A 17,562-nucleotide genomic window follows, 5' to 3' on the forward strand; every position below is an offset into this window, starting at 1 on the left:
CGAAAACGTTATCGCTGTGACAATAATGGAGGAAGACTCGTAATTTATGAAGGAAAAAAAGAAACCTGCTGATAGCTTAATAAAGCTCAATTCTGTGCGCAAGGATCTGTCAAGGCTGTCTATACTGGTGCCGCTGGTGATGTATTTTGTGCTGACTATATGCACGGCTTTTACTGTGCAATCGGGCAAGATGATAGTGATCGGCGACGCAACGATGCCTATGCAGTCGTTTGCAGGTGTTTTCACATCGCTTGCCAATATATGGCTGGTGGTGATGGTCATATACTATAAAAAGCCGGGCTTTGTGCTTTCAATGCTGTTTTTGCTGCTGAACTTTGTGATGCTTGTGTTCGGGATCTTCGTGCAGAAGAACCTGATGAATTTCACCGGCGTGTTCACATCGGTGTTCACTATCATGATGCTCATTATCCTGCGCCTGAATCAGGTCAAGAACGACAAAGAGCACAAGCGTGTGCAGAGCCTGTTTGAGCAGACGGCCACAGCGCTTGTAAATGCGATAGATGCCAAGGATAAATATACCCACGGCCATTCAACGAGAGTGGCGGAGTATTCACGCAAGCTCGCAGAGCTAAACGGCAAGAGCGATGAGGAGTGCGAGGAGATATACTACGCAGCGCTGCTGCACGATGTCGGCAAGATAGGCATTCCTGAGAGCATAATCAATAAGGACGGCGAGCTGACACCTGAGGAATACGAGATCATCAAGCAGCACCCGGTCTTAGGCGAGCAGATACTTAAGAGTATCAGCGAATTTCCGTATCTTAGCATTGGTGCCTGCGCCCACCACGAGCGCTACGACGGCAAGGGCTACCCCTATGGCCTTAAGGGCACCGATATCCCAGAGATAGCAAGGATAGTCTCTGTGGCAGATGCTTACGACACCATGTCGTCAAAGCGCAGCTACCGTGACCCCATACCTCAGCAGATAGTGCGTGAGGAGATAGTCAAGGGCATAGGCGAGCAGTTTGACCCTGTGTATGCAAGGCTGATGCTCCACCTCATAGACATCGACACAGAGTATGAGATGCGTGAGCGTGAGGAGGTAAGAGCCCTCTCCGGCAAGAACGAGCTCACAGTCGGCAAATACCGCAGCGAGGTGTCAAACGGCCTGCTGATAACGCCGTATATGTCCACCGTTTACCTGACAGTCACCCCTTCAAACAAGCTGCCGGGCAGGTCGCCTGTGGCTTCGCTGATACTCTTTGACTCGCTCGACGGGCGTGTGCATGAGACACAGAAGCAGATAGACGAGCTCAACTACTTTGAATACGGCGAGGTGTGGCTCGACGGGCGCACGGCTGTGACAGGTGCAAGGAAGATGCATACAAGCACCGCCGACACCGGCGACAGCAGCCTTACAAAGCCTAACGAATACAAGATAGAAGCTGTAAAATACAAAGACCATGCGCTTATAAACATAAAGACGCAGACGCAGACCCACGAAGTGATAATTGCGCTGTCTGACAGCACAAGATACCTCTACATTGCCCTCACCGGCGAGCATTGCAGGATAAGCGATGTGAGGACTGAAAAGGCAAACGTCAAGACGGATGAGTTGTTTATTCCACGCATAGCCGAGAAGATAAGCTACATAAACGAACCGGCAGGGGATATACCGAACGTTCAGGTAGACGGCTACCGCACTGAGTCATCGCTCGGTGTCGAGATTAAGGACGGGCTTACGCTGTCCTTCCACGCAAGGTCGCTTCCGACGGCAAGGCTCGTATGGCACTGCCCGTTTATCGACCTTTTCTGTGCTGATGACGGCATGGTGGGCGGAAAGAATTACCGTGACCTTGCGTTCATGCGCTTTGACGGCGAGTTCTGGGAGAGCGACAAGGCCTGCAAGACCGAGCTCAACGTGATAAAGAAAGAGAGCTTCGGCGGCTGGGAGGCATGGAAGGAATATAACAGCCAAGGCTTTGACACGACCGTGACCTTTAAGGTGAACGGCAGCAGGATACAGATAATCACCGAAAACGCCGGTATCCTGATAAAGAGCACAGCCGTTATGTCAGGCATTGACAAGAAGATATACGCTGCACTCACAGGCGACCAGGTGGCTATCACCGGGATAAACATAAGCCTGCCTGAAACGGCTGAGAGCACGGATAAAGCGGCTGAATAATCATCACGCCCCGGAGGATATTTTCCTCACGGGGCGTATTGTATTATATGTGGGTGTTAGTCCTTGTATTTGTCATAGAAAAACTCCGAGAACTTATAGCTGAGCGGAAAAAACGGTATCGCTATGACCCCTGACACCACCATAAGCCATGTGGGGACTGCCAGCATGGCGGCGTTGTCAGATTCGTTTGCCAAAAGAAACACAAACACGGCCGTTATGACGACATATTCTGCTGCTGTGGCTGTCAGCAGCTTTGATGTGCGGCCTGAGTATCTGTAGATGACGATGCAGCTTATCCCGAAGCAGATAAGTGATAAAAACATCATCATAAACATCAGCTTGAAAAACCCACCGCCGAGGATAGTCACCTCATCGCCGCCCGGCAGGTCGAATGCGCCGTCTGCTATCCTGCACACGATGCAGCCTGTGATGTTGCCGATGATAGTTGATAAGATGTATGAAGCTGTGTTTATAAGCGCTGTCACATACACGCCCGACACCACCTGCTCGGAGGTCGAGGGCAGCATATCTTCATAGACACGCCAGCCTGTAGTGTATCTGCTGCCGCCCGAGACGAGAGGGAGGAGTATCATAAACAGCGGATATATCATCATGAATGCAGAATTCTGCGCAAATATGCTGAGTATGCAGATAAAAAAGTTCACCGCAAAAAAGACTTTGAGCAGACCCTTTACCTGCCATAGACTGTATTGTAGGCTGCCGTTCATTTTCCTTCCTCCTTCTGTGCTCTTGCCATGCAGATGATTATTTCTTCAAGCGTTGTGCGCTCCTTGCAAAATCCTAAAGGCACAAGGCTGTTTTTCATGAGCACCTCGCACCCGAACTGCCCCTTTTTGACCCCTAAGCAGGAGCTTTTTGCAAGGGCTGAGAGCTGCTGCTCGCTGCATCTGACGATGCGGTAATCATCGAGCAGCCTGTCCTTCTCATCACAGAACATCAGCCTGCCGTCGTGCATATACGCCACATAGTCACATATCTTCTCTAAGTCGCTTATTATGTGCGAGGATATGAGGACGGAGTGCTTTTCATCGAGCGTGAACGCATTGAGCATTTCAAGCAGCTCGTCACGCACAAGAGGGTCAAGACCGTTGGTCGGCTCGTCAAGTATCAGCAGCCTTGCATCGTGGCAGAGGGCTGTGGATATCATCAGCTTCATCTTAGTGCCTGCTGAGAGCCTGTAAATGGGCTTGTTCTGCTCGACCCCGAAGCGTTTTAGCAGGTCAAAGAACTGCTCGCTGTTCCAGCTTTTGTAGTAGCGCTTGAGCAGCATATCCATGTCCTTGGCATCAGCGTTTGAGGGCAGGCAGCCGGGGTCTATCACAAAGCCTATCTCCTGCCTCGGGTCATCAAGCGACAGCCCCATGTACTCATGCCCCAGCACCTCGACTGTTCCGCTGTCACGGCTGCTCGCCCCCATGATAAGGCGGATAAGCGTTGATTTTCCGGCACCGTTCTCGCCTATTAGCCCCATTATGCAGCCCTCGGGCAGCGTAAGCGAGAGGTTTTCTATATGAAAGCTGCCGTAGCTTTTGCAAAGGTTTTTTATTCTGATAGCATTGTCAGCCATTTTCATCAGCCTCCTCGTAGATAAGATCTATCATCTCAATAAGCTCTTTCTTGCTGAGCTTTATCATCCCTGCAAGGGCGGCCGTTTTTTCGATAAGCCCCTCTATCTCACGCAGGCGGCTCTCTCTTATCAGCCCGGAATTTGTGTCGCTTACATAGCTGCCCTTTGAGGAGACTGTGTATATAAACCCGTCCTTTTCAAGCTCGTCATAGGCACGCTTGGTGGTTATGACGCTGATATGCAGCTCCTTTGCAAGCAGCCTTATAGACGGCAGTGCATCGCCGGGGCTTAGCTCACCTGACGCTATCAGCCCCTTTATCTGCGAGCTTATCTGCTCATATATCGGCATATCTGTGGTATTGCTTATCAGAATATTCATGAGCCGGCTCCTTTCATGGTGTGTATACCGTGTATAGTGCATACTGTGTATAGTGCATACTGTGTATAGTGCATACTGTGTATAGTGCATACTGTGTATGCCGTATATATACAGTATACACTATATTACTTTGTTTGTCAAGGGGATCTTGGGAAAATATATTTGATATTTCATAAATATCATAAGAAAGTTCATAATGCTGTTACATCTTTATGCTATAATAAGCGCTGATAGTTGGACTATCAGCAGAAAGGAATGGTCAAAGATGTTGTTTGATGAAGTGCTGGAGCAGCTCGCCGTCAAGGCTGACAGCCCCGAGTGGAAGCGTGCAAAGACCCAGCTTTACGTCAATCTTGGGATAGATACGGAGAAAACAGAATGCACAGGCGGCCAGGCGGTGAAGTTTATACAGAAGACTATCCGTGGCGAGGTGGAGATAGGCGAGCGTGAGGGTTATGTATTTGCGCTGCCAAACGGTCTGCTCGTCGTATGCCCGGCGGTCGATGATATGCCGCTGACGGTGCTTATTGATAAAAAGCTTATCAGGATAGTAGAATCGGAAGCAAAGCTGCTGCGCTCGTGCGTTATCGTCAAGACAAACGATATACTATACGAGCTGCGTGTTCCCAAAAAGCAGGTGGACACGCTTGAAAAGCTGGTAAACAGAGTGAGAAACAAATGATAAAGGGCAGAGTGTTATCTCTGCCTTGATTTTTGTAGCGGTATGTGATATAATTATTATGTACTATATTTATTCTATGGAGTTGATTATAATGAACAAGAAAATAACAGTCATCAAGGGCGACGGCATAGGCCCTGAGATAGTAACTCAGGCTCAGGTCGTGCTTGACAAGGTGTGCGAGAAGTTTGGCCACAAGTTTGAGTATACCGACATACTCATGGGCGGCTGCTCGATAGATGCCTGCGGCGTTCCGCTGACAGATGAGGCTGTGGCTACAGCAAAGGCAGCAGATGCAGTGCTTTTAGGCGCTATAGGCGGCAACACATCCACTTCTCCCTGGTATAAGCTGGAGCCAAAGCTCCGTCCCGAAGCAGGCCTTTTGAAGATAAGAAAAGAGCTCGGCCTTTTTGCAAACCTGCGCCCTGCACTTCTCTACGACGAGCTTAAGAGCGCCTGCCCTCTGCGTGAGGAAGTCGCTGACAAGGGCTTTGACATGATGATGATGAGAGAGCTTACAGGCGGCCTTTACTTCGGCGCAAGGGAGACTAAGGAAGTTGACGGCGTTATGACAGCAATAGACACTCTCACCTACAATGAGAACGAGATAAGGCGCATAGCTGTCAAGGGCTTTGACATAGCCATGAAACGCCGCAAGAAGGTAACGAGCGTTGACAAGGCGAACGTGCTCGATTCTTCACGCCTCTGGAGAAAGGTAGTAAACGAGGTCGCAAAGGACTACCCCGAGGTAGAGCTTGAGCATATGCTCGTTGACAACTGCGCTATGCAGCTTGTGCGTGACCCGTCGCAGTTTGACGTTGTGCTGACTGAGAATATGTTCGGCGACATTCTTTCCGACGAAGCTGCACAGGTGAGCGGCTCGCTCGGTATGCTCGCATCGGCATCACTTAACGAGACAAAGTTTGGTATGTACGAGCCCAGCCACGGCTCTGCACCCGACATCGCAGGCCAGGACATCGCAAACCCGATAGCTACTATAATCTCGGCTGCTATGATGCTGCGCTATTCCTTCGACATGGACAAGGAAGCAGACGCAATAGAAAATGCCGTAAAGCAGGTGCTCGCAGAGGGCTACCGCACGGGCGACATCATGTCCGATGGCATGAAGAAGGTCGGCTGCAAGGAAATGGGCAGGCTCATAGCTGAGAGAATATAGTATTTCAGGTAACAGGTTACAGGTAACAGGTAACAGGTGAGGTATGCGGCTGCGCCGCATATATGCCCATTCGAGCAATGTCAGGCAAACAATACTCAATACAATAAGCAACACCCCGAGGTCACACAAAAACCTCGGGGTGTAGTTTTTTATGATCCTTCCGCCGAAGGCGGACTCCTTACCTGTAACCTGTAACCTGTTACCTGTTAGCTTCGTTCACGCCAGTGAACGAAGTACCGCCTTGTGCTCCTCTGTCACACGGAAGCTCTCTATCGCCTTGCGAATCGCTTTCTTGTGGGTAAAGGGGTCAAGGGCTTTGTCCCTGATGTACTTTATCGCCGTGTCGTACTGCTTGGCGAGCGCTGTTGCGAAGTACCACGCTATCATCATCTTGACGTAGTATTCGTCGCTCCTGACAGCTGCGATAAGGCGCATATATTCCTCGTCAAACAGCTCGTCAAGGAAGTATCTCATAAACGTGCCTATGCCGTAGCGGATAGTGAACCTGTCAGAAGATGCCGTCCATTTCTTTGCGTAGGGCAGCAGCTTTTCGGCGTTTTTCTTAAAGCACTGAGGTATCAGCTGGTCGCAGGTCGCCCAGTTGTCAACATAGGGCAGAAAGCGCTCGACTTCAGTTATGCAGCGGTCAAAATCCTTCTCATTGCAGAGAACGAAGGCGTGCAGCTGGTTCTCGTCGAAGTATTTGTGCGGCAGCGTGTTCAAAAACTGCGTCGCATCGTCCTTGTAAAGCTCCTTTGCAAAGGCTTTGAGGTCGGGCGTGCGGCAGCCGATGAAGGTGTCCTTCGACACCCCCGGCATAAGCCCACCCTGAAACTCGGCGTAGGCCTTGTCCTGCATAAGAAACAGTCTGTCTGTTATCTCGGCGTTGGTCATTGTTGTCATGCTCCTTTGGCTGTCTGTTTATTTTATGTTTCTCTCCATAAAGTCTATCACCGACTGCTCGTCCTTGCGGTCAAAGCTGTCAGCGCAGGGGCTTAAGCTCCAGTGCTCGGTGTGGGTGATAGTCTCATCCGGCTCCAGCTCATAAAGAGGGCTCAAAGACTCTATCTCCATCATAAAGAAGTTTGTGAAGCACTCGCAGTTGCAGCCGTTGTCGGGATACTCGGCACCCTCGATGTATTCAAACCTCTTTGTGAAAAGCTGCCCCTTGTTATACATTGCCATGTAGCCCTTGTCGTCATTGAAGCCGAGCTTGAAGTTTGCCTTGCAGTCATCAGACTGCTTGATGGTTATGTACTTGTTGCCGAACATCAGCCTGTCGTCATGCATATCGCTGTAAGGCCATACCGTGTAGGTGCGGTTTGGCAGCAGGCCTGTTTGCTTGTCGCACTGGGGGAGTATCGCTATGCTGTCGTGGTCTACAACAGTCATCGCCCAAACGGCGATCTTCTGCATCTCGTCGCCTGTGTTCTTTATCGTGTGGGTAGCGGTGATGTTGCTGCTTGTCTCGTCAAAATCAAGTATCAGTTCAAACTGAAAGCCTGTCTCATACTGCTCGGGCGGCGTGAATATGAATCTGCTGCCCTCCTGCCTTACTATTACAGGGTCGTTGTCGGGGTAGTAGCTCTTGGGGTCATGCTCAGGCGAGAACCATATCCTGTGGCCGCCGTAGATGAACCACTTCTTGTCGCCGAAGACCTCGGCATATCTTCCGCCCGACATGGTCGAGTGCTCGTTTATGTCTTCGCCCATGATGTTTTCCATGCCGCTGCATTTTAAGGATATCACACGGGGACCCTTGTCAACAGTGATGAGCGCTTCTATGCTCTCGTTGCTCACCTTAAGGCACCTGCCGAAATATCCGTAGTCGATGTACTCATGCTTTAACATTTTTCTACTCCCTTTCTATGGTTATCTTTCTTGTGTATTCGTTTATGCAGTCCTGCTCTCTGTCAGTGCAGAGATAGCGGAAATATGAAGCCTTGATGATGTTCTGTACAATATTTGGTACCCTTTCCTCTATCCTTGCAAGCGAGGTGTCAAAGAGCACGCTGCTATCCTTTGCCTTAGCTAAAAGCTCAGTGCCACGCTTGTTGAATGCGAGGACCCTTGCAGCATCAAGCCCGTCAGGGGAGATGCTTTCAAGCCCTGCCGAGAGATAAACGGATATCCGCCTCAGCCTTGCAAGCGTCACGCCCTTGGTCTTTAATGATATGTAAAGCTCCTCCAGTGTCGAGGGGGCGCTCTTTCGCATTTTCATGATGCTTTCAAGTATCTGTGTGTTTATGTCGGGGCAAGACTTAAGCGTCTGCTCGTCTGCGGTGCAGAGGGTAAAGAGAATGTGCGTCTCCATTCTGCCTATGAATGCAGGCTGCTCGTTTGTCATATCAAGCAGGGTGAGTGATGAAACGTCAAGCTCTTTTCTGAGCATCTTGCGTATAGTGCCTGCTGCGGCATAGCTGCCTACAATATCTCCGCTGCCGTGGTCGGTGCCTTTGCGCTTTATGGCTATGAATTCATTTATCCCGAGCGCTCTTGCGGCCTTGATGTATTCAACAGCAAGCGTTGCATTCGGCTGCGAGAAGACTTCTACGAATTTCTTGCCGTATTTTCTCTCGATAACGAGCGACACAGCCCTCGGGTAGCTAAGCCCGTCTGCGGTTATGGCGGCAACGTCGGGGTCGTTTTCAAGGTCTAAGGATATGTCTGCGCATTCGGAAAGCAGCTGTGCGTCATCGATCTCCGAGCCGAAGGCTATGCAGTCAGCACCGGCGGCCTTTAAAAGCCTTACAGCCCCCTGTGCGAACACCTGCGAGCAGGAGCAGCAAAAAGGCGGCGGCAGCTCGACAACAAGGTCGGCACCGTTGTTTACAGCACACTGCGCCCTTGACTGCTTGTCGGCAACGGCAACATCGCCCCTCTGGGTAAGGTCGCCGCTCATGGCGCAGACTATATGCGTGATGCCTTTTTTCCTGACACTTTCAAGAAGATACCTGTGCCCGTTGTGGAACGGGTCGAATTCACATACTATTCCTGCACAATGCATCAAATCACCGACCTTGATAAAATGTTCTATGTATAAATCCCATAACAAAACCGACCGCTTTTTGTGCAAAATGAAAATTTCGGCAAAAGCACTTGAAAAAGCAGTGCAATCTTGTTATAATATAATAGTATAATAAAAACCGGAAAATGTCAAGAGCAAAAGGCGTTTATGCGCTCATCTTTTGTATTAGCATCTGTCCGGGCTGAAAGGATGTTTTTAAGTGAAAATATTAGTAGTTAATGCAGGCTCATCTTCTCTTAAGTATCAGCTCCTCAACATGGAGAATGAGGAAGTTATCGCAAAGGGCAACTGTGACAGGATTGGCATCGGCGGCCACGTTTCCGCAAAGACAGGCGACGGCAGAGCATTAGAGGCTGACTGTGATTTCCCGACACACACCGAGGCTTTTGAAAAGCTCGTTGAAGTGCTCACAACAGGTGAGACAAAGGTCATCGACTCCATGGCTGAGATATCTGCTGTAGGTCACAGAATAGTACAGGGCGCTGAAGTTTTCAAGGAGACCTGCCTTGTTACCGATGAGGTAATAGATAAGATAGACTCTCTCGCAGAGCTCGCACCTGTTCACAACCACCCCCACGCACTCGCACTCCGTGCCTGCAAGAAGGTGCTTCCCGAGGGTACACCTCAGGCAGTTGTTTTCGATACAGCATTCCATTCCAATATGCCGAGAAAGGCTTATCTCTTCGGTCTGCCCTATGAGGATTACGAGAACTACGCTGTAAGAAAGTACGGCTTCCACGGCACATCACACCGCTTTGTATCTGCTGAGCTCGCAAAGGTGCTCGGCAAGGACTTAAAGGACCTTAAGATAGTTTCCTGCCACCTCGGCAATGGTTCTTCCATCACAGCTGTCAAGGACGGTATCTCGGTAGACACATCAATGGGCTTCACACCCCTTGACGGTCTTGTAATGGGCACACGCTGCGGCGCTGTTGACCCGTCTGCTATTACATTCGTTATGAAGAAGCACGGCTTCACACCCGACGAGATGACAGACTACATGAACAAGAAGTCCGGCTTCCTCGGCGTTTCGGGCATCAGCTCCGACAACAGAGACATTCAGGCTGCTGCTGACAAGGGCAACGAGAGAGCACAGGCTGTTTCCGAGCTGCTCACATACCAGATAAAGAAGTACATCGGCTCCTACGCTGCTGCTATGAACGGCGTTGACGCTATACTCTTTACCGGCGGTATCGGCGAGAACTCGCCCGAGGTAAGAGCTGCTGTTCTAAGCGATATGGATTTCTTAGGCATAGAGCTCGACGCTGCTGCAAACAACGTTCGTGGCAAGCTCACAAAGATCTCCACAGACGCTTCCAAGGTGGCTTGCTATGTTGTTCCCACAAACGAGGAGCTTCTTATCGCAAGAGACACACTTGCACTTATCTCAAAGTAATATAGGCAAAGCTAAAGCCCTGCTCATCACGAGCAGGGCTTTATTAGTTGGTGGCTTTTGAGGTATCGTCTGCGGAAATGATTTTATAATCCGTCCGCCGCAAGGCGGACACCTCAATTATGCATTATGCATTATGCATTGATCATGGAATGATCCTGTAATTATCCGCCGCATTCTCCTTTGTGGCGTATTCGCTGATAGACAGCACCTCGGCCTTGAGGGGCTTTACGCCCATGTTTATCTCGATGACATCGCCGACCTTCACGTCGTATGACGCACGGGCTATCTTGCCGTTTACCGAGATCTTGCCGGCATCGCAGGCCTCGTTTGCAACGGTGCGGCGCTTTATCAGCCTTGTTATCTTCAGGTATTTGTCAAGTCTCATTTTCTTTCCTTTCTGCTTAAGTAAAAAAGCCCGGGCATTTAGAGCCCAGGCTGATCATCATAAGTTCTGATTACTTGTTTACAGCATCCTTAAGAGCCTGTGAGGGCTTGAAAGCAGGAACCTTCTTAGCAGGGATGTGTATAGCCTTCTTTGTGAGGGGGTTGATACCGTCCTTAGCAGCTCTCTCTCTAACCTCGAATGTACCGAAGCCTACGAGTGTGATCTTGTCACCCTTCTCAAGTGTCTCGCTGATAGCGTCAACTACAGCGCTGAGAACTCTGCCGGCCTCTGCCTTGGAATAGTCTCCGTTCTTTGCAATAACTTCAATAAGCTCTGCCTTTGTCATGTTTTTATACCTCCATAGTGTTTTATATTCATTAACAGTATGATCTGTCAATTTTAACTTGAATCAGTATGAATAAAGCTCGTTTGCGCCGATGTCCTTAAGCTCTCTGCCGCTCTTTTCAAGCTGCGAGAAACGTGTGATGAACTCCTTGCAGCAGTCTGCGAGCGCTTCCTCGCAATCGACATCGTTCTTTCTTGCAAGTGCTGTTACGAGCATCAGAAGATCAGCTATCTCGCTTGTGGGCTTTCTCTCCTCCGACTTGCTTACCGCAATGTCTGAAAGCGCAGTCTTTATAAGCGAAAATATCTCGTCCTCGGTCTCAAAGTCGATGCCGGCTCTTGCTGCACGCTTGCCGAGCTTCTGGGCACGCATGAGCGCAGGGAAGTTCTTAGGCACGCTTTCCAGTGTGTCGGTGTAAGTCTCCTGCCCCTTGGTCTGCTTCTTTATAGCGTCCCAGTTGGTGAGCACCTTGTCTACCGTGTCAGCCTGAACATCTCCGAAAACGTGGGGGTGACGCACGATGAGTTTTTTGCACAGCTCGTCTGCGACATCGTCAAGGGTGAACACGCCCTTTTCCTCCTCGATGACCGAATGGAAAACAGCCTGGAGCATGACATCGCCAAGCTCCTCTCTGAGCATCTCAGCGCTGCAGCAGTCGATAGCGTCTGCCACCTCGTAGGCTTCCTCGATCATGTCCTTCTTGATACTGGAGTGTGTCTGCACCTTATCCCACGGGCAGCCGTTCTCAGAACGGAGTATCCTGACTATCTCCTGCATATCGTAGACATTGTAGTTATCCTTTTCGAGTATTGCCTTTATACGTTGCTCCATACACTTCATCCCTTTAAGAATTTTATCCGTGTACATATTATTTTAACTCATATCGCCGCATTTTTCAAGCCCTTTTTGCAATTTTTTTTAATTTTCCTTGAAAAAGCACTCTTTTCGGCATAATGTTCAATAAATACAGTGAAAAAATGTATATTATGCTACCCGAGAGTATAGAAATCAACAAGCAAGCCCGGGAATTTTTGGTAAGAATGCCGGTAAAAAGCCTGTCATAGCAAAGCCTTGCGCCTGCCGCACACAGCATGGCCGCAAACGCCGGAGAAAGTATACATTTTCTTACATCAGGCAGGCTGCCGCAGCTCTTTTTGAGCAGTATGAGCGCAATGAGCAGAGCCGTCATATCAGCCGCCACGAGCGAGAGCGCTGCCCCTGTGACACCAAGCCCCGGAATGAGCATAAAGGTCAGATTTCCCATTAGCTTCACAAGGCAGGAGACAAGCATTATCCGCACGCAGCTTTTCGGCCTGCCGACTGCCTGTAAAAGCGCAAACACCGGCGGCAGCATACACCCGGCAGAAAGCCCTGCGCACAGCACCGCAAAAGCATCTGCCGATACGGCTGTTTCGTACACCCTTGCCGGGAACAGAAACTGTAATACCTCACGAGAAAACACCGTCATGCCAAACGATGCCGGGAAAGCGATGAGCGATGAGAGAAGGAAAATATCATCAAGCCCCTTTCTGAGCTCTGCCTTGTCGCCGCAGGCTCGTGCCTTTGATACCTTGGGAAGTGCCGGTTTGCCGAGCATGGCTGTAAAACCGGGGATTATCCCAGTGACGGTGAGTGCGAGCGCTGTGAAAGAGCCGTAGATAAACTCCGGGATATCCTGAGCTTCAATGCCCGAGCCGCCGAGAGGGGAGATATCAAGCAGCCCCCTGCCTTGCAGGTGTCCAAGCATCGCAGGCACAGTCAGCAGGTCAACGGTGTTTATGAGCGTCGATATCGCCGCAGTCATCGCTATCGGGAAAGCGTAGCCTGTAAGCTCCCTTATGATGTGCCGGCGGCTGTCGGTGCATCTGTCCTTTTCAAGCTGTCGCTTTGTTATGCCGTCACCCTTTATCCTGAGCCGCAGGGCGAGATATATGCACGCAAACAGCGACGACATACTCACCCCGAGGATAGATGCCGCAGCGGTGAGCGAGAGGGCAGTCGGCGTGTCGTAAAGCCCTTTGGTCTTTTTGTATGTAATGTATGCAAAGGCAAGGCCTAACAGCAGCTTGAAAAACGCCTCGATAGTCTCGGATACGGCGGTGGGTATCATGTCGCAAAGCCCCTCTGAATACCCTCTGTAGACGGATATCACGCAGCAAAAAAGCACAGTCGGTGCTGCGGCTATAAGCCCGGGGCTGAGGTTTGCCGAGCCTGAGAGAGACTTTGATATCACCCCTGAACAGAGTGCTGTGATAAGTGCCGCCACCGCCCCTGTGAGTGTGAAAAAAGCCAGTGCCGTGCGGCGGATCTTTCGGGCGTTTTTGTATCTTTCAAGGGCGAAGTTCTCAGCCGTCATGATAGCCACGGCAGACGGTATGCCGCCTATAGCTATGGCATACACCGGCGTGAACACCGCATACACGCTCTGAAAGCAAGCCATGCCCGTGCCGCCCAGGAGATTTGTGAGCATCAGCTTATAGAAAAGCCCCATCACCTTTGTCACGGCCACCATTGTCATAAGAATGAACGACCCCTTGTAAAAGCTCTGTCCTTTCAAAAAAACACCCCCTCTTGGATAATATTATCCGAAAGGGGGAATTATTCTTATCAGGCGGTCTCGGCTTCGAGCTTTTTCATGTCCTTGAATTCAATATAGCACATTACTATAGCGATTATAGCCGAGATAAAGTCTGCTATAGGGCCTGCGTAAACTATGCCGTCGATGCCCATTATACGGGGGAGTATCAGCAGAGCCGGCAGGAAGAAGATTATCTGCCTTGTGAGAGAGAGGAACACGCCCTTGATAGCCTTGCCGATAGATGTAAAGAATGTCGATGTAACAGGCTGCAATGCCACGAGCCACAGGAAGAAAAGAAATCTTCTCATAAAGCGTATGCCGAACTCGAAATACTCGGGCGTGCCGTCGCCGAACAGCGAGAGTATCTGCTTCGGGAATACCTGGAAGCATACAAAGCATACAAACGAGAACCCGACTGCAAACACGCTTGCGAGCATATAGGCTTTCTTTACCCTGTCAAATCTCTTAGCACCGTAGTTAAAGCTCTCTATCGGCTGCGTGCCCTGCGAGAGGCCTATTACTATCGAGAAGACGAGCTGGCTTATCTTCATTATGATGCCTGCACAGGAGAGCGGTATGCTGTCGCCGTAGACGCTCTGTGCGCCGTAGGTCTTTAGCGAGTTGTTAAGAACTACCTGCACTATCATCATAGCTATCTGGTTGAAAAACGATGCCATTCCGATAGCGAATATCTTCCTGCAATAGCTGAGTGAGGGCTTGAGGTGCTTGGGGCTGAGAGTGACAGTCTTGCAGCTGAATCTCAGATACCATAAAACGATAAGCCCCGATATCAGCTGACCTATGACTGTAGCGATAGCCGCACCCTTCATGCCCCATTCAAAGCCTACAACGAACACCGCATCGAGAATGGTGTTGATTATAGCGCCTGTGAGCGAGCATATCATAGTCATTCTCGGGCTGCCGTCTGCCCTGATAAGGTGGCCGCCGCCTGTCGTCAGCACAAGGAACGGGAAGCCGAATGCCGTGATGCTGACATAATCTGCAGCGTAGGGCATTACATCATCAGGCGAGCCGAAAAGCCGCAGCAATGGCTTTAAGAAGACAAGCGTTATCACCATGAGCGCAACACCGCTTATCACGAGCATGGTGGCGGCGTTGCCCATAAAGTAAGGCGCTTTTTCCTTTTTGCCCTGACCGAGCGTTAAGTTGAAAGCCGACGCACCGCCTATACCGAACAGCAGCGAGAGCGCAATACACGAGGTGGTAAGAGGGAACGCCACATTGGTCGCAGCGTTGCCGAGCATACCGACCTTCTGGCCGATAAAGAGCTGGTCTACGATGTTGTAAAGTGCGCCCACGAGCATTGCTATGATGCTTGGTATTGAGAATTTCAGCATCAGCTTGCCGACAGGGTCAGTGCCGAGGATATTCTGTTTTGTGTTGTCCATTTTATCATTCCTTTTTTAGGAAAAACCTATGCAAAAATTATCATTCCCCCACGAAAAACGCAAGGGAATGACCTCTATAACTATTATATTACAGTATCCGGCATATTTCAAGCCGTTTTGATAAAATTTATTGATTTGCTCAAATATTGACCCCGATGCTCACAAAATCTGTGCCATTTAGCTTACAGCTGAGCTCGTCGGGCTGGTGGGTCGATGCATAGAGCTTAAAGCTGCCTGCCCTTACTCTCTCGCCCTGCTCTGTGACAAAGGTAAACGCCTTGTCTGGTATCTTAACTGTCACCTCGCCGCTTTGACCTGCCTTTGTGTCAACTCTTGCAAAGCCGCAGAGGTGGTAGTTCTCACGGCATCTTTCATCGTCAGGCTTGATGTATAGCTCTATTACGTCCTGCGTGTCGCTGCTGCCTGTGTTCTTGAAGCTGACCTTTGCATTGCCGCTGTCGTAAGTGAGCCCGGTCACCTCGACCTTGGAATAAGTAAGCCCGAAGCCGAACGGATAGAGCACGTTGCTGCCGTTTTCGATGTATCTGTATGTCCTGCCCTTCATCGAGTAGTCGGTGAAGTCGGGCAGCTCGTCAGCGTCCTTGTAGAATGTCACGGGCAGCTTTGCAGAGGGTGATATCCTGCCGAAAAGTATATCCGCAAGCGCTCTGCCGCCCTCAGCGCCGCTGTACCATGCGTGTATCAGCGCATCAAACTCAGTCTCGGTGTTTATAGCGCTTCCTGCGGCAACTACGGCGATAACAGGCTTGCCCGTCTTCCTGACGCACTCGATGAGCCTGCGCTGGCTCTCGGGAAGGCGGAGGTCGAGCTTGTCACCTGCGGCGAATTCGTTGCCTGTGTCGCCCTCCTCGCCCTCGATAGTTGCATCAAGGCCTAAGCAGAGGATAACAACATCAGCAAGCGATGCTACAGTGTATGCTTCGCTGAGTCTGTCGTCAGGCTGTGCGAGCACCGACACTCTGTCCTTGAACAGGTGGCAGCCCTCGGAATAGAGCACACGCCCGTCAAAGCTGTCCTTTATGCCTTCAAGGAAGGTGTGGTATGTATCGGAGGTGCCGTTGTAGTTGCCCTCCAGAACTGCCGTGCTCGTGGCTGTGGGGCCTATCACGGCAATGGTTTTCAGTTTGCTTTTGTCAAGCGGGAGAATGCCGTTGTTTTCAAGCAGCACTATTGCCTTCTGCGATGCTTCATACGACTTCTGCTTGTGCTCGTCGCAGGCGCAGACGGTGTAGGGGATATCATCATAAGGCGTGCTGCCGCCCAGCATACCGAGCTTGTATCTTGTAGTAAAGAGGTGAACTGCCGCTTCTCTTATCTTCTCCTCAGTGGTGAGCCCCTGTTCAAGAGCTGCGATAAGGTTAACATAGCAGCAGCCGCAGTTTACGTCGCACCCGGCATTGAGAGCCATAGCAGCGCTCTCGACAGCGTTAGATGTCACCATGTGGTGAGTGTGGAAATCATTTATAGCCCAGCAGTCTGACACGAAGTAGCCTGCAAAGCCCCAGTCATGCAGCTTGCTCATAAGGAAATCGCTCGCACAGGCAGGCTCGCCGTTAACACGGTTGTATGCGCCCATAACGCCCTCAACGTCAGCTTCCTTTACAAGCTCCTCAAATGCGTAGAGATAGGTGTCTTCAAGGTCAAATGCATCTGCCTCGGCATTGAATTCATGCCTTACCCCCTCAGGCCCCGAGTGAACTGCAAAGTGCTTGGCGCAGGCGGCGGTCTTCAAGATATCTTCATCGCCCTGCAGGCCGTGAACGTAAGCCTTGCCGAGCGTTGCTGTCAGGAATGGGTCCTCGCCGTATGTTTCCTGCCCTCTGCCCCAGCGTGGGTCACGGAATATGTTGATGTTGGGCGCCCACATAGTAAGCCCTTTGTAGATATCCCTGTCGCCCTGCTTTGAGAAGACGTTGAACTTTGCCCTTGTCTCGGTAGAGGTGATGTCTGCGACTTCAAACACGAGCTTCTCATCAAAGCTCGCCGCAAGCGCTATCGCCTGCGGAAAAACGGTCGTGATGCCGTTTCTTGCAAGGCCGTGCAGAGCCTCGTTCCACCAGTTGTATGCAGGTATCCCAAGCCTTTCAATAGCCGGCGAGTCATATCTCAGCTGAGATGCTGCCTCCTCGACTGTCATTTTGCTCACAAGCTCCTGCGCTTTGTTTCTTGCATCCGAATAAGCTGCTGCATTTTTCATTTTTCTCCTTCCGCCGTGGCGGTATTAAAGGCAACACCGCACAAAGACCGCCTGAAGGCTTTGTACGCAACTCACTTGCATCTTTTCCGTCATATTACACATTTTTTCCTTGAAATACGGTAGTATTCCTTCGGAAAATCTGTGCAATCTGACGAAAAAGCTGACTGCGCAATTTGCGCACAATCTTCGTGCGGTGTTGCCTAAATATAAGTTGTGCGGCGGCCTTTTCC

General features: G+C 50.5%; 16 protein-coding genes. 4 read left to right on the forward strand and 12 right to left on the reverse strand.

All coding sequences use genetic code 11. From position 1 onward, the window contains the following. Positions 1-46 precede the first annotated feature (46 nt). A complete protein-coding gene (locus tag CD05_RS19500) occupies positions 47-2,149 on the forward strand; it encodes an HD-GYP domain-containing protein (protein ID WP_051588817.1) in 2,103 nt (700 codons plus the stop codon). Positions 2,150-2,205: 56 nt separating this feature from the next. Here the strand turns inward: CD05_RS19500 and CD05_RS0104065 are convergent, their stop codons facing one another. From CD05_RS0104065 to CD05_RS0104075, 3 genes are read right to left on the reverse strand one after another with little or no spacing between them, the layout of a single operon-like run. Continuing rightward, positions 2,206-2,877: an ABC-2 transporter permease gene (locus tag CD05_RS0104065; RefSeq protein WP_028509410.1), complete on the reverse strand. Its 672-nt coding sequence runs from the start codon at positions 2,875-2,877 to the stop codon at positions 2,206-2,208. Further along, positions 2,874-3,737, reverse strand: coding sequence for an ABC transporter ATP-binding protein (locus CD05_RS0104070; RefSeq protein WP_037322792.1), 864 nt, complete (start codon positions 3,735-3,737; stop codon positions 2,874-2,876). The genes CD05_RS0104065 and CD05_RS0104070 overlap by 4 nt, the downstream gene beginning before the upstream one ends. Next, the gene (locus CD05_RS0104075; RefSeq protein ID WP_028509412.1) at positions 3,730-4,116 is read right to left on the reverse strand and encodes a GntR family transcriptional regulator; all 387 of its coding nucleotides are present in this window, start codon (positions 4,114-4,116) and stop codon (positions 3,730-3,732) included. The genes CD05_RS0104070 and CD05_RS0104075 overlap by 8 nt, the downstream gene beginning before the upstream one ends. Before the next feature lie 196 nt (positions 4,117-4,312). Between CD05_RS0104075 and CD05_RS0104080 the strand changes: the two genes are divergently transcribed. Further along, positions 4,313-4,798, forward strand: coding sequence for a hypothetical protein (locus tag CD05_RS0104080; protein ID WP_156947295.1), 486 nt, complete (start codon positions 4,313-4,315; stop codon positions 4,796-4,798). Between the two features lie 91 nt (positions 4,799-4,889). Further along, positions 4,890-5,972, forward strand: coding sequence for a 3-isopropylmalate dehydrogenase (gene leuB, locus CD05_RS0104085; protein ID WP_028509414.1), 1,083 nt, complete (start codon positions 4,890-4,892; stop codon positions 5,970-5,972). Between the two features lie 216 nt (positions 5,973-6,188). Here leuB and CD05_RS0104090 read toward each other — a convergent pair whose 3' ends face one another. Genes CD05_RS0104090 through CD05_RS0104100 form a run of 3 tightly spaced genes read right to left on the reverse strand, consistent with a single transcriptional unit; the run spans position 6,189 to position 8,979 of the window. Then, entirely contained in the window at positions 6,189-6,866 is a 678-nt protein-coding gene (locus CD05_RS0104090) for a DNA alkylation repair protein (protein WP_028509415.1), read from the reverse strand. Positions 6,867-6,893: 27 nt separating this feature from the next. Then, complete coding sequence (locus tag CD05_RS0104095) at positions 6,894-7,823, reverse strand: hypothetical protein (RefSeq protein ID WP_051588818.1); 930 nt, start codon at positions 7,821-7,823, stop codon at positions 6,894-6,896. A 4-nt stretch (positions 7,824-7,827) separates the two neighbouring features. After that, positions 7,828-8,979 (reverse strand): nucleotidyltransferase family protein, encoded by a 1,152-nt coding sequence (locus CD05_RS0104100; protein ID WP_028509417.1) that lies wholly within the window; start codon positions 8,977-8,979, stop codon positions 7,828-7,830. Between the two features lie 220 nt (positions 8,980-9,199). Here CD05_RS0104100 and CD05_RS0104105 point away from each other — a divergent pair, with 220 nt between their 5' ends. Continuing rightward, entirely contained in the window at positions 9,200-10,396 is a 1,197-nt protein-coding gene (locus CD05_RS0104105; protein ID WP_028509418.1) for an acetate kinase, read from the forward strand. A gap of 142 nt (positions 10,397-10,538) precedes the next feature. On the opposite strand, the gene CD05_RS0104110 is transcribed toward CD05_RS0104105, so the two are convergent. The 6 genes from CD05_RS0104110 to CD05_RS0104135 all read right to left on the reverse strand — a co-directional run bounded on the left by CD05_RS0104110 (position 10,539) and on the right by CD05_RS0104135 (position 17,332). Further along, positions 10,539-10,781 (reverse strand): RNA-binding S4 domain-containing protein, encoded by a 243-nt coding sequence (locus tag CD05_RS0104110; RefSeq protein WP_028509419.1) that lies wholly within the window; start codon positions 10,779-10,781, stop codon positions 10,539-10,541. A gap of 70 nt (positions 10,782-10,851) precedes the next feature. Further along, the gene (locus CD05_RS0104115) at positions 10,852-11,178 is read right to left on the reverse strand and encodes an HU family DNA-binding protein (RefSeq protein WP_278244762.1); all 327 of its coding nucleotides are present in this window, start codon (positions 11,176-11,178) and stop codon (positions 10,852-10,854) included. A 12-nt stretch (positions 11,179-11,190) separates the two neighbouring features. Continuing rightward, a complete protein-coding gene (gene mazG, locus CD05_RS0104120; protein ID WP_037322793.1) occupies positions 11,191-11,958 on the reverse strand; it encodes a nucleoside triphosphate pyrophosphohydrolase in 768 nt (255 codons plus the stop codon). A 64-nt stretch (positions 11,959-12,022) separates the two neighbouring features. Continuing rightward, a complete protein-coding gene (locus tag CD05_RS0104125; protein WP_028509422.1) occupies positions 12,023-13,684 on the reverse strand; it encodes an oligosaccharide flippase family protein in 1,662 nt (553 codons plus the stop codon). Between the two features lie 50 nt (positions 13,685-13,734). Further along, positions 13,735-15,114 carry an MATE family efflux transporter gene (locus CD05_RS0104130; RefSeq protein ID WP_028509423.1) on the reverse strand — a complete coding sequence of 460 codons (1,380 nt, stop codon included), beginning with the start codon at positions 15,112-15,114 and terminating at the stop codon, positions 13,735-13,737. A gap of 139 nt (positions 15,115-15,253) precedes the next feature. Then, the gene (locus CD05_RS0104135; protein WP_028509424.1) at positions 15,254-17,332 is read right to left on the reverse strand and encodes a glycoside hydrolase family 3 C-terminal domain-containing protein; all 2,079 of its coding nucleotides are present in this window, start codon (positions 17,330-17,332) and stop codon (positions 15,254-15,256) included. Positions 17,333-17,562: the final 230 nt, after the last annotated feature.

Source organism: Ruminococcus sp. NK3A76, from assembly GCF_000686125.1.
GTDB lineage: Bacteria > Bacillota > Clostridia > Oscillospirales > Ruminococcaceae > NK3A76.